This is a genomic window from Aquimarina sp. KJ22-3, from assembly GCF_055808215.1.
The window spans coordinates 1224936-1238275 of record NZ_CM147859.1; the positions used below are offsets into that span (position 1 = coordinate 1224936).

The window sequence follows — 13340 nt, forward strand, 5'->3', positions numbered from 1 at the left end:
TAAAAGGTTTGCTCGAGTATATTAAAGCTCACAATGAGCATCAGAAATTCACAGGTATTAAGTATTTTTAACAAGAGAAGGTACTTGGATATTTTCTCGCATTAATCATTATCAGTAAAAAAAGATGTTTAGATATATAATTACGCGAAACGGGAAATATGGATTCATTAACCAAAAAGGACAAGAAGTTATTGAACCCGTATTTGAAAGAGTATCCGAGTTTAATGAAGGTCTTGCTTGGGCAGTTATAGAAAAAAATGGCAAGTGGTTTTCAGGATTTATAAATGAAAATGGAAGTTGGGTAATAGAGCCTGTTTTTTCTGGATATGGTTGGTCTTTGAATGAAACAAGTCTTTTCTCTGATGGATTGGCGCCTATCCAAGCTAATAATAAAAAAAAGATGTATATCAATAAGTTTGGAGAGCCTGTAACCGAACCCATTTATGACAAAGCCTATGCTTTCTCTGAAAACCGAGCATTAGTGGCTATAAATGGATCTTATGGGTATATAGATGAACTTGGTAATCAAATTATAAATTGCGAATTTGGTGTGGATCGAACTTTTGAGGCAAGAAGTAAATTCTCACAAGGACTTGCAGCAGTTCGTTTTAACATTGGCGAAGAAGGGATTAAAAGTGAAAACAATTACGGCTATATTAATAAAAGAGGTGACGTTGTTTTTGAACCTCAAGATTATTATGCAAATGCATTTTCAGAAGGGTTTGCAATGGTGAAGGATCGTTTTGATTATTACTTCATCAATATAGAAGGAGAAGTCCCTTTTGAGAGGACAACTCAGGTAGCAACTAGTTTTTCAGAAGGATTGGCGGATATGTATGATTCAGAAAATGAGCTTTTTGGTTTTGTTAATACTTCCGGGGAATGGGTTATTGAACCAAAATTCAAATCTAGCATGAGATTTTCCGAGGGGACGGCCTGTGTTCAAAGAACGGGAGTCAAATACAAAGGTTATATTGATATGAGCGGGGAGATAGTGATTCCGGAAAAGTTTGAAATAGCTTTGCCCTTTAAAAATGGCCTTGCTTATGTTAAGCATCGAGATCGATTAGGGTATATCGATAAAGCTGGAGCCTTTATTTGGATTTCAAAGTAATCCTAGGATTAATGAGAAAAATACTTTCCAAAATGAATAGTAAAAGATTAATACTTGCGATCTGTTTATCGTACGGCATCACCTTTTCTTGCGCGCAGACTAAAAGTTCGAACGCTACTGCATTAGCTGTGAGCAAAGATAGCCTAAAGGTATCAGCACAACGGCTTATGAAAAAACATAAAATCCCTGGAATGAGCATGTTATTGATGAAGAGTTTGGATACTGTACAAACCCTAACATTTGGAGTACAACAAAAAGGAAAAGAAACACCGATCGATCAAGAGACGGTATTTTCGGCGGGTTCCGTTAGTAAAGTAGTCACCGCAATTTTAGCATTACGATTGGTTGATTCTGGAAAATTAGCCTTGGATACTGATATCAATACCTATTTAAGAGATTGGAAGGTCCAGGGAAATCAATTTAATAAACATCAACCTGTAACTATAAGACATATCTTGTCTCATACAGCAGGATTTTCGGTCCATGGTTTTGCTGATTATTATCCGGGAGAAGCACTGCCAACATCAACGATAGCTATTCTGGAAGGTAAAGAACCCGTAAAAAATGACGAAGTAAAATTAGTCTTTCCAGTTGGTGAAAAATATCAATATTCTGGTGGTGGAACAACGGTCTTACAGAAGATCATTGAAGATGTTACCGGGTTACCTTTTCATAAAGCTGCTACAAAAGAAATATTTGAACCATTAGGACTTAAAAGAGCAAGTTTTTTAAATCCGCTTCCAGAGGCATTTGGAAATATTGCCAAAGCCCATGATGAAAAAGGAAAACCAGAGGCTTTGCCACGAGGTTATCAAACTATGCCAGAAGCAGCCGCTTCTGGATTGTGGATAACTCCTGAGGATTTGTATGTGATTTTGAAAGCAACGATGACATCACAACAAGATACTAGTTCCAAATTTTTGTCAAAGGAATTAGTTGAAGATATGATCACAGCAGAAGAAAATTCGCATAATGGACTTGGCCCTAGAATCAATACGGAAAATGGGAAACATATCGTCGAACATGGAGGAGCAAATGATTCTTATAGATCTCTTTTTTATTTATTTTGGAAGCAGCAAATGGGGTTCATTATAATGACCAATGGTAATAAGGGGAGAGACCTTATTTATGAGTTAAAACCATTAATAGAACAACATTTAATGAAAACAAAAGTGAACACTTTGTAATATTGATTTTATGACAACAGTTATCAATCAGTAGGTAATGAAGGATATAGAAGACTACATACCATTTATCAAAAAAGTTCTAAATACATACAGTCCGGTAAACGATACGAATGTCTCATTGATTGCGTCAATTTCTGAAATCAAGCATTTGGAGAAAGGAGAAATGTTGCTTGAAATCGGGAAGACTTCAAAACAAAAACACATTTTGTACAAAGGGGTCATTGTCTCGTATTATATCAGTGATGAAGGGAATTTGTATCATAAAAATATCTTCTTAAAAGAGAATTTTGTGGGTTCGATGGTTTCTGCTTTAATAAATGAACCTTCAAATTTTGCACTCGAAGCGATTGAACCTTGTATACTCATTAGTTTTGATTATAAACAATATCGCCAACTTATAGAGAAACATGTGGAACTCAAAGACTTCTATATTGCCTATCTCGAAAAAAATTGGGTGCTCGATAAAGAAAAACGAGAGATCAATATTGTTTTAAAAGATGCCGAAGAACGATATCTTGATTTTATCCATGCCCACCCTAAAATTGAAGAACGCATTCCTTTACATTACATAGCTTCTAATCTGGGGATTACCCCTACGCAATTAAGTAGAATTCGAAAAAAATAAAAAAACACACCTGAATCAACATATGTAAAGGAAAAAGAACTTGTTCTTCTTGAACTTTGCAATATGAAATCAATATTAGTATACACACTTGCATTTACGGGCGGCGTTTTTCTTGCCGTTCAAGCTGGATTCAACACACAGTTGGGTTCAATTCTTAAACAACCTATTATTGCAGTAATATCAACTTCTATAACGAGTGTTGTTTTTGGTTTACTTATTTTGTTAGTTATAAGTAAAGGAAATATTCAGCTTCAAATCTTTGGCGAGGTACCCTGGTTTTTATGGTTTATCGGCGGATTATTTAGTATGATTGGTATAACACTTTATTTCTATACCATCCCAAAACTTGGAATTTCAAAAATGATTGCTCTCGGCCTGTGCGGACAACTTATTTTTTCGTTAGTAGCAGGGAAATTTGGTTGGTTAAACCTGCCTGTAGAACCCTTAACTACAAAACGACTGATAGGAGCTTTTGCGATGATCGTCGGAATCATCTTAATCAATTCAAAATGAAAAACGTAAAACGAAATATCAATAATTTGACCCGTTTATGGGCGTTAGCAGGGAAAGCTTTCCAGGGATTTGAAGAAAAGTTAACGTATACCATTGCTAAAATAAATAATACAGAATGGCCCAATAGAATTTGGTCGACTTCAACACTATCTGAAGAGTCATTAAAAGAAATAAGTTTAAAAATGAAGGAATCTCCTGAGTTGACCTTCTCCTGTTTTAGTGAAAATCAGGAAGATAATTCCTTAGAGACTCAACAGCTTTTTACACTTAAATCTCTACAATACGGTATGAGTTTACCTCTTAGCGAAAAAAATAAAATTGAAAGAGAATTAGAATGCATACTAGTAGATGACGAAGCCAAAGCTTTGTTGTGGAGTAGTACTTTTTCTGAAGCTTTTGGATATCAAATCGCAGCAAATGTAGTAGTAAAAACTAGCAATGATGTGCACTATTTTCTTGTATATGATCAGGGAAATATCGTAGGAACAGTGATGTTGTTGATCACAAACAACGTGGCCGGAATCCATAGCTTGGGCATTATTCCTGCTCAAAGAAAAAAAGGTTATGCATGGAGTATCATGCAACATGTTTTGAATAGGGCAATTGATTTAAATTGTGATATAGCCACGTTACAAGCCTCAGAAATGGCAAAAAACATGTACTTGAAAATGGGATTTACTGTTGACTTTTTAATGCAGAATTATACGTTAAAGCAATGAATACTGACTGATATCAAAAACCCAAAATGCATATATGTTACAAAAAACTTCGATCCGAATAAAAAAGTATCTGATAAGCATTTAGACGGAAATGAATTTAATAAATTTATGATCATATAACATTGAAAAGTCAGTGAGGAGAAAACCCCACTGTCTATCATATACTAGTCCGTTATAAAACTTTGGATGCTATTCATTGAATATGGAAGTTGATCACATATTTATATTTTCTAGTGCTAGAGGTGAAGAAGCCAATAGTTTGATTGAATTTGGTTTAACAGAAGGCAGTAGCAGAAGCCATCCTGGACAAGGAACAACGAATCGAAAATTCTATTTTGAGAATTTCTTCCTCGAGATTTTATGGGTGGTTAACGAAAAGGAAATTCAAAGTGAATTGACCGCTCCAACAAAACTATGGGAACGCTCTCAATTCGAGAACAATGATTATTCGCCGTTTGGTTTGTGTTTGGTAAACGCTACATCCACGGATCAACTTTTTGAAACCAGCAAAATTTACCAACCGAATTATTTTCCTGAAGGAATGTCAATAGACATCATCCCCAACGAAGAATATCCAAAATTACCTTGGACTTTTAGACTTCCTTATCGTGGCGAAAAGAAGCCTCATACAGAACCTACAGAACATGCAAACCAAATTAAGCGACTCACTCGAGTAGAATTTGAAATGCCCACACTTAATTATGGAACCAAATTTGTCAACCATTTTCAAGATGTAGATCTCATCGAATTTACAACAGGAAATAGAATGCACCTAACTCTCGAATTTGACAATATGCATCAAGGAAAATCAAGGGAATTTTTGGAGTTGAATTTGACGATTAAATATTAAAACATTATCATTATAAAAACAGAAAGCAATAACCATGGAAATTATTACAGCCGATCTTTGGGATCGATATGCAGAACGACTTACCTTACTCAATGTAGATTTTAAACATTTTGGTAAAAAAGAAAGTTTTGCCGGAGAGGTGGTCACCTTAAAAGTCTATGAGGATAACTCTTTTGTTAGAAAAACACTTGAAAACGATGGGAGTGGTAAGGTTTTGGTCATTGATGGGGGAGGATCTAGGCGTTGCGCGCTGGTAGGAGATAATATAGCAAAGCTAGCGATAGATAATCATTGGGAAGGAATATTAGTATATGGTTGCATTAGAGATTCCAAAGAAATTAATACCATGGATATTGGCATTAAAGCCATAGGAACCTGCCCTGTAAAAAGTGTCAAAAGAAATGTAGGTGTATTGGGTGAAGAATTGATAATCGAAGGGACTAAAATTAAGAATACACACCACATTTATGCCGATTTGGATGGAGTGTTATTATCTTCAGAAAAGTTACTCAATAATATGTAATTATGATGGATTATCAGACGTTTCAGCCACATCCTGATCTAAGTGCTTTGGTCAAATTTTATTGGACTTTAGAAGTCCCTTTTGATCCTAATAACGAAAAGCAAAAAATCATTCCAGATGGATGTATCGAGATGACCTTTAACCTGAAAGATAAGATCAAAAAATATATCTCTGAAGAAGAATTTATAGTGCATCCTAACGCCATGATAATGGGACAAAGAACAAAATCCTATTTTATAGAACCCTTAGGTGATGTCAAATCATTTGCAATTTGCTTTTATCCACATGGTTTTGGAAATTTTGTGAACACCCCTCTCGAAAAGTTAGTAGATAAAGAAGTGCCGATCAAAGATTTGTTTGGAGAGATTACTGGGCAAGCACTAGAGCAGAAAATAGATAAGGCGTCTGGTACTGAAGAACGTATTGAGATTATTGAAACCTTTCTTTTTGACAAATTGAATCAGAATTCTACTATTGAAAACTTAGTGAAAACTACCGTAGATGCACTTCTTACTACAAATGGAAGTAGCTCTATACATCAAATATAGAAAGAAGATTTATCAAAAAGAAGACAGCTCGAAAGAAATTTCAAAAAACAAATAGGAATTAGTCCAAAACAGTTGGGTAGGGTATTGCGTTTACAATCGGCTTTACAAATGTTGCTCGATGATAAAGAAAGCCTGACCACAATTGCTTATGAAAGTGAATATTTCGATCAAGCCCATTTTAATAAGGACTTTAAAGAATTCGTTGGGACTACGCCAAAGGAATTTTTAGGAAACAAAAACATGGAGCTTTCGACCCTTTTCTACAAATAAGGTTTTGATGTCGCATTTTTACAATTCCAATTCGTTCGTTACAATTAATTTTATGATATAAACTTATTTAAAAGAATGAAAAGAAAAATACTAGGGGTTTCATTTTTTTTGATCTTAAGCGTTATTAGCTGTAAAGATCAAAACAAGCCCAATTCAGAAACCAAAATACAACCAACAACGGTAGAAAAAGTAAAAGATATGAATAGTTTTGTTTCCCTTTTTGAGATTCCGGCAACAGATATTTCGCGAGCAATTCGTTTTTATCAAACAATTTTGGAGGTGGATATCGAAAAAATGGAAATGCCAGGAATGGAAATGGGTATATTCCCGTATCAAAACCAAACGGTAATGGGAGTCATCATGAAAGGAGAAGATTTCAAACCCTCTGCGGATGGGGTAACTATATATCTAAATGGCGGTAATAATCTTCAAACTATACTCGATAAGGTTGAAGAAAATGGTGGCAGTATTATTTTTCCCAAAACTGCTCATGCAGATGAAAGTGGATTTTTTGCCTTGTTTTTGGATACAGAAGGAAATAAATTAGGGCTACATTCTCCAAATTAATAAAGAAAAAAGAGCTTACAAAAAATGTATAAAAAATAATGACGGTTTGGGTGTAGACTCAAACCGTTGTTGTTTCTAATATTTAGTATCTTGTTATCAAAAAATATCATTTTTTAGAGTGCGTTACAGGGATAGTAACAGCTCTAAAGAATAGCAATTGCTAAATCATGAAGTATATAATAACTATGATTATCATGTTTGCTTCACTTTCATCACAGATCATTTTTGATTTTAATCCAGATTCGGATCTAAAAAACTGGCTAGTAGTTGATGACGTTGTGATGGGAGGAAGATCATCGGGTTCTTTGACGTTAAGTCCTGAAGGTTATGGAGTTTTTAAAGGAAATGTATCCTTAGAAAATAATGGAGGGTTCTCCTCGGTACGACATAGATTTGAAAGAATGTCGGCGAAGGGTTTCTCCAAAATCGTCCTTAAAGTAAAAGGAGATGGTAAAAAATATCAATTTAGACTAAAAGCCAATTCAAGAGATTATTATTCTTATATATCTTATTTCTCTACAAATGGAGATTGGCAGGAAATACAAATCCCTTTAAAAGATATGTATCCTACATTTAGAGGGAGAAAGCTTGAGCAACCAAATTTTTCAGGAGAGTATATAGAGGAAATTGCTTTTTTAATCGGAAACAAAAGTGAAGAAGAATTTCAGTTGCTTATAGATACCATAGCATTGAGATAAGTCAACATATGAAAAAATTAGTTATAAGAAGATTAGTAGCATACATGATTGACTATATCATCATCGCCATCTACGCTGTTATTTTATTTGGGATTGCGACTATCTTCAATTTAAAAAAAATCCCTTTAACACCTATTAGCGCTCAGCTGTTGGGGTTCGTTTCGTTAACATTGCCAGTGTTCTTTTATTTTTTCTTGTCAGAACAAAGCAAAACTAGAGCTACGATTGGGAAAAAAATCTTAAATATTTCAGTTCGTTCTGGTTCTCAAAATAGTAGAGTACATATTCTTATAAGGAATATCTTAAAGCTATTGCCCTGGGAAATTGCTCATACTGGGGTGCATTGGATTGTTTTCTACTCTGAATCTGATCAAAATCCTCCAGTCTGGATTTGGGTTACTTTAATAGTACCTCAGGTCATTATTGTGATTTATTTGATCAGTATTATTATCTCAGGAGGGGAAAGTAGTATATATGATAAAGTATCGAACACAAAAATTGGAATGAACAGGCAACAAAATAATAAACTGTAGGCTTTCTTGATATTGCCACTTTCGTTATAGATATTGGTTGCAAGAAAACCAACTGTAACAATTATCTAATTAGGGAATCTATAGACTTAAACACTAATCACGTAAAAAATGAGAATTGTAACGTTATTGGCCTTGATCTTTTTTCAATTTGGTGTGCTTCGCGGGCAAAGTCTATCAAATACCCAGTTGTATGATGATTTAATTCAGTTAAAAAACGCTATTGCAGAATATAACCCAGCGCTAGAGGTTTACAATCCAAAGTTTAACACAAATGTCGATCGTTTAATTGCAAAGATTCCTAAAGATTCGGCATCCAATATTGAAACTTTTAAATGGATAAGTCAACTTTGTGCTTTGAGCAATGAAGGTCATTTCGCATTAGGAAGTTGGAAGGATAAGGTACATTCGGGTTTCTTGCAAAATGAATATCAGTACCTACCAATTTCAATAAAAATCATAAAGGGTAGTATATACGTCTGGAATGATAATTCAGGAGAACAACTATTAAACCGTGGTGATGAAATTCTATCAATGAATACTATGAAAGCAGAAGATATTCTGAGTCGATTATATTCAGCATCACCTTCCGATGGTAGTATAAATACCTATCAAGACAGAATTATTGAACAGGGGTTTTCCTGGATGTATTACTTGTATGTATTTCCAACTGACACCTATCATTTGGAGATAAAAGATACAGCTGGCAGTACTAAAAAAATAACAATACAAGGATTGACGAGGGAGGTACAGTCCAAAAACTTTGCTAAATATAATGCTGATAATGTAAAGAAAAAGGGAGGGAATGAGGCCTTTTATACCCTGGAGTTTAAAGATAATGTAGCCTATTTGACCTTACCATCTTTTGCCAGGAAGTTGGTAGAGAAGTTTGAAGTCAAATCCCCCCAACTTTACAAAACTATCTTTACTCAGATTGATGCTAAACAGATGAAACATTTGGTGATCGATCTGAGAGGAAATACTGGAGGAAGAAATGAGTTTGCCGATGATATGGTACCATACATACTCAAGGGGAGTGTGCAATCTCCATTTCTAAGAAAAACTATTTCCTGGAAAGGAAAGGAGAAAATCTATAAGTTTCCTAAACCCTCGAAAAACGCATTTAAAGGTAACGTTTATGTACTGGTAGATGGAAGAACGTATTCTGCAGGCAGTACCCTTGCGAGATATCTTTACGAATATGCAGATGCTACTATTGTTGGAGAAGAGACTGGTACTCGGTATGAAGGGTTTGCAGCTGGATCAAAGCAGTATGTCACTTTAGTCAATAGCCAGCTAGAGATTGGAATACCAAGATATCACATCGTTTTTCCGGTTTCAGAAAAACAGCAGACCATAAATAAAGGATTACTGCCTAAAATTAATGTGATGTATACCGTTGAAGATCTGAATAATGGTAAGGGCATTCATATGGATAAAGTACACGCACTGATAAGAACATCAAGCACTTCCAGTACAGAATAAAATTACTAATAGTGGATTCATAATTATTTTAGAAATTAAAAAAGTATTTACATTGAATTTAAACAATAGAAAATTTGTAACTGCCGAAAATAAAAGTGGATTATCATCCAAAGAAACCACTTTTCATTACTTCCAAAAGGGAACAACAATTACCGGAACTTATAAAGGAGGATCGATACAAGAAGGGCTTATTATTGGTAAGCAAATTGAAGATTCAAAAATTGAACTTTTGTATCAGTGCCTCACTACCGATGGAGAATTAAAAGCAGGGGAGTCTAAAGGGATCATTTCGGAAACAACAGATGGAAAACTTAAATTAGAGTTTGACTGGAATTGGCTAAATGGAGATTTGACTGGTGGAAAGTCAGAATATATAGAAATTGAGTGAAAGATATCGCATACAATCTCAATGATTATAATTGCTGCTTTCAGAAAAATACTGCTATTATAAACACCATCTACTAGCATACCAACTGTAACAATCATCTATTTAGTAAATCTATACGTTTGAACACTAATCATCTAAAAATATGAGAATCGCAATGTTATGGGCCCTGGTGCTTTTTCAATTTGGGGTACTATCTGGACAAACTTCATTAGAAAAAATCAATTTAAACCCAGGGAAGTATACCGTAGGTTTTAAACATTATACCACTGTTGATAGTACAAGAACTTATCAAATCAAAAATGAGTTCAATAATCAATTTGTATACAGACCCATTCCTGTGAGTATTTGGTATCCTGCAGACCTTAAAAAAGAAAATACCAAGCCACTAACAGTTTTAGATTATTTGGAGGTGTTAAAGGAAGAGGAAGAATGGGAAAACTTACCCAATGAGTTTCTGCTAGATTGGTTTCCTTACTTGTGGAATACACCTCAAAACAAAGCGCATCTACCCGAAAACGCGAGAGCTTTTCCTGAAGTCCATTTTTTGGACGATACATTTCCTGTGGTAGTGTATGCACCCAGTTACCAAGCGTCATCGATCGAGAATTTTGCACTCTTTGAGTATTTGGTGAGTAATGGATTTGTTGTGATATCAAGCCCATCCCGAGGTACAGATACCAGACAGTTAGAAGGTGGAACAACCAAAGATATGGAAACGCAATCTCGTGATGTCGAGTTCCTACTAAAAGAGATTCATAAGTATAAAAGCATAGATACAGATAAAATTGCATTGATGGGATTTAGTTTTGGAGGGCTCTCTAACGCAATTACGGTGATGAAAAATCGTAACATAAAAGCCTTGGTAAGTCTGGATGGAACAGAAAGATACAGATATGATGTGTTAGAAAAATCAGCTTATTTTAATTTAAACAGATTGAATATTCCCTATGTTCATTTTGCCCAAAAAGAAATTCCTGAAATCGTTTTGAAGGAGGATAAGATTCCAGAAGAATTGAACTATAAGTTTCAACTGTATGATTCTTTACAATACAGCAATGCGTATAGTTACAAATTCCATGATCTATCTCATTCTTATTTTAGTTCCTATGGCGTTTTATTTGGGAATAGAGATAAAAGGCAAGACAAAAGTGATGATAAAATAATGGCCTCTTACAACCTGCTTTCGATGTATACCTTGCAATTTCTCAATGCTACATTAAAAAATGAAGTAAGTGCCAAGAAATTCATTGAAAACACTCCAGAGGTGAATGAGATTTCAAAAAAAATGAAGAAATCCCTCTCAAAAGAATTCAACTATAAGGATTTTAATGATTTGGCACTAGGTCAAGGATATCAAGATTTGATTCCTTTGTATCAACAAACTTTGACAAACCATCCAAACCTTAAACTAAAAGAGTGGATGCTCAATAAACTAGGTTTGAGATTGTCTTTTGGCCAAAAAAGAATAGAGGAGGGGATCAATGTGTTTTTGTTAGCGTTGCATATATATCCAAATTCGGCAAATTTGTACGATAGTATAGCCGAAGCTTACTTGATCAAAAAGGATGCAAAAAATGCCATTGTGAACTTCAAAAAATCTTTAGAACTGAATCCTGAAAACCAAAATGCAATTCATAAGCTACAGCAGTTAAAGAATTAGGAATTTCTGTACTACATATACCTTGAGATAGCAAAAGACAAAGAAAAATAATTGTCGGAAAATTATATCTGGCAAGGTCTCCCATTTGATACTTTATATTTAATGCAACTTTGTTGCTTTTGATGAAATTAGTTTATCTTTATAAGATCTAATAATTAAAACATTGTAAAAAATCACTGAAGCATGTTACAAAGAAAATTTGACGAAGTAGTAAAAAAGGAATTCCCTAATGCGAAGGATGCAAAGGATACTTCTATTCATTATTTAGGGAAAATGCAAATTGAGCATCAATTAGATATTTCAAAGGTACTTATGGCAACTTCTGTATGTTCTGACGATATCAATGTGCCATCAACTACGTTCTTTAATGTCTTGTTTGGACCGTTTGTTATGGGAGGACTTGGGGGAGTCCCTTTTGTTGGACAAACAGGAATGACAGCATTCGCACATCATATACCGGATAATGGAAGTGCTTTTATTTTTTATGGCCCTCATATCGGAATTACCTTAGAAGGAGATTTAGGTAAGATGTATCGACCAAGAATGGAAGAAACAGGAAACTCTTGTGGAGCTTTGATGCTTGCTTTAAGTCGTTTACAAGATAATAGTTACGCTCCTGTGATCAATGATGATGACTACCAACAAATGAAGTTGGAAGAGAGCTTATTGCCATACAGAGACGAAATACTGGGTAGCGATAATCAGGCAAAAGCCATTACAGAAGCCACGTACAAGATTATTGATAAGAAGATCCATGAGTATATAAAAACCTGTAAAAATGAATTCCATGTAGACAAGATAACCTTATTGGGAGGGGTCATCATTAATACTGATTATGGATTGGATGATTATTTTGATGCTAGAAATTTTGAAGTAATTGATTTGAAAGGTCTATAACTTGAATGATTCATGATGACGTAATTTCATCTTGAAGAATCGGATTGAATTAAAAACGCTGAAGATCACATTATATAAAGGGCATTTAATGCCCTTTATTAGTATATTACATCAAATTAAAAGAGAATGAACAAAATCCTGACACTGTTAGTATTGCTGATCATAGGGTGTACATCCTGCAATACTTCTGAAAAGAAAAAGGATGAAGAAATTACCAAACTCGAAATTGCAAAGCAGTATTATGAGGCTCTTGATCGTTCTGATGTCTCCGGAATGGCAGCGATACTAGGGGATAGTATTGTGGTACGAGAAAACGCAGACAACTACGAAGAACGTTTTTCTCAAGAAGCCTATACCATATGGTTAGAATGGGATTCGGTATTCGAGCCCACTTACAAAGTCCTTGAAATTGAACAAAAAAATGATGTGGTGAAAGCCAAAATTTCAAAAATTGATAAAAGAATTCTTTTTCTAACCGAAGAACCAATAGTATGGCGTGAAATGGTACGATTTGAGGATCAAAAAATAGTCAAGGTTGAAAGAGTGGAATACGAGGTTTTTGATGTCGCAAAATTTCTTAAAAACAGGGATGGCCTGGTAAATTGGACGAAGGTAAACCATCCTGAACTGGATGGATTTCTGTATCCGCAAACAAAGGAGGTAGGAAAGAAATACTTACAAGCCATCGAATTGTACAATGCCAATAGATAGCAATCCATATACGGATTTGACTGTTGATGAGGTAGAAAAATCAAAAAAATAAGGT

General features: G+C 34.7%; 16 protein-coding genes and 1 pseudogene. All 17 read left to right on the forward strand.

Going from position 1 to position 13340, the window contains the following annotated elements:
- Window positions 1-124 precede the first annotated feature (124 nt).
- A complete protein-coding gene (locus tag AC0L3Q_RS05275; protein ID WP_473285622.1) occupies window positions 125-1114 on the forward strand; it encodes a WG repeat-containing protein in 990 nt (329 codons plus the stop codon).
- An 11-nt stretch (window positions 1115-1125) separates the two neighbouring features.
- Window positions 1126-2301 carry a serine hydrolase domain-containing protein gene (locus AC0L3Q_RS05280; protein ID WP_473285623.1) on the forward strand — a complete coding sequence of 392 codons (1176 nt, stop codon included), beginning with the start codon at window positions 1126-1128 and terminating at the stop codon, window positions 2299-2301.
- A gap of 37 nt (window positions 2302-2338) precedes the next feature.
- Window positions 2339-2926, forward strand: coding sequence for a Crp/Fnr family transcriptional regulator (locus AC0L3Q_RS05285; protein ID WP_473285624.1), 588 nt, complete (start codon window positions 2339-2341; stop codon window positions 2924-2926).
- A gap of 63 nt (window positions 2927-2989) precedes the next feature.
- Window positions 2990-3439: a DMT family transporter gene (locus AC0L3Q_RS05290; RefSeq protein WP_473285625.1), complete on the forward strand. Its 450-nt coding sequence runs from the start codon at window positions 2990-2992 to the stop codon at window positions 3437-3439.
- Window positions 3436-4158: a GNAT family N-acetyltransferase gene (locus AC0L3Q_RS05295; protein WP_473285626.1), complete on the forward strand. Its 723-nt coding sequence runs from the start codon at window positions 3436-3438 to the stop codon at window positions 4156-4158. Before AC0L3Q_RS05290 ends, AC0L3Q_RS05295 begins: the two co-directional genes overlap by 4 nt.
- A 202-nt stretch (window positions 4159-4360) precedes the next feature.
- Window positions 4361-5008, forward strand: coding sequence for a hypothetical protein (locus AC0L3Q_RS05300; protein ID WP_473285627.1), 648 nt, complete (start codon window positions 4361-4363; stop codon window positions 5006-5008).
- 34 nt (window positions 5009-5042) lie between these two features.
- On the forward strand, window positions 5043-5531 hold the full coding sequence (gene rraA / locus AC0L3Q_RS05305; protein ID WP_473285628.1) for a ribonuclease E activity regulator RraA: 489 nt from the start codon (window positions 5043-5045) through the stop codon (window positions 5529-5531).
- Window positions 5532-5533: 2 nt separating this feature from the next.
- Window positions 5534-6079 (forward strand): DUF6597 domain-containing transcriptional factor, encoded by a 546-nt coding sequence (locus tag AC0L3Q_RS05310; RefSeq protein WP_473285629.1) that lies wholly within the window; start codon window positions 5534-5536, stop codon window positions 6077-6079.
- 30 nt (window positions 6080-6109) lie between these two features.
- Window positions 6110-6349 (forward strand): annotated as a pseudogene (locus AC0L3Q_RS05315) (helix-turn-helix domain-containing protein); the annotation flags it as partial.
- A gap of 75 nt (window positions 6350-6424) precedes the next feature.
- Window positions 6425-6916, forward strand: a complete 492-nt coding sequence (locus tag AC0L3Q_RS05320) for a VOC family protein (protein ID WP_473285630.1) — start codon at window positions 6425-6427, stop codon at window positions 6914-6916.
- 167 nt (window positions 6917-7083) lie between these two features.
- Window positions 7084-7614, forward strand: coding sequence for a CIA30 family protein (locus AC0L3Q_RS05325; protein ID WP_473285631.1), 531 nt, complete (start codon window positions 7084-7086; stop codon window positions 7612-7614).
- Window positions 7615-7622: 8 nt separating this feature from the next.
- Window positions 7623-8147 (forward strand): RDD family protein, encoded by a 525-nt coding sequence (locus AC0L3Q_RS05330; protein ID WP_473285632.1) that lies wholly within the window; start codon window positions 7623-7625, stop codon window positions 8145-8147.
- Between the two features lie 108 nt (window positions 8148-8255).
- Window positions 8256-9629 carry a S41 family peptidase gene (locus AC0L3Q_RS05335; protein ID WP_473285633.1) on the forward strand — a complete coding sequence of 458 codons (1374 nt, stop codon included), beginning with the start codon at window positions 8256-8258 and terminating at the stop codon, window positions 9627-9629.
- Window positions 9630-9681: 52 nt separating this feature from the next.
- Window positions 9682-10017 carry an avidin-fold protein gene (locus AC0L3Q_RS05340; RefSeq protein ID WP_473285634.1) on the forward strand — a complete coding sequence of 112 codons (336 nt, stop codon included), beginning with the start codon at window positions 9682-9684 and terminating at the stop codon, window positions 10015-10017.
- 142 nt (window positions 10018-10159) lie between these two features.
- The gene (locus tag AC0L3Q_RS05345; protein ID WP_473285635.1) at window positions 10160-11677 is read left to right on the forward strand and encodes a prolyl oligopeptidase family serine peptidase; all 1518 of its coding nucleotides are present in this window, start codon (window positions 10160-10162) and stop codon (window positions 11675-11677) included.
- Between the two features lie 183 nt (window positions 11678-11860).
- On the forward strand, window positions 11861-12574 hold the full coding sequence (locus AC0L3Q_RS05350; RefSeq protein ID WP_473285636.1) for a hypothetical protein: 714 nt from the start codon (window positions 11861-11863) through the stop codon (window positions 12572-12574).
- A 126-nt stretch (window positions 12575-12700) separates the two neighbouring features.
- Window positions 12701-13285 (forward strand): nuclear transport factor 2-like protein, encoded by a 585-nt coding sequence (locus AC0L3Q_RS05355; RefSeq protein WP_473285637.1) that lies wholly within the window; start codon window positions 12701-12703, stop codon window positions 13283-13285.
- Window positions 13286-13340 lie beyond the last annotated feature (55 nt).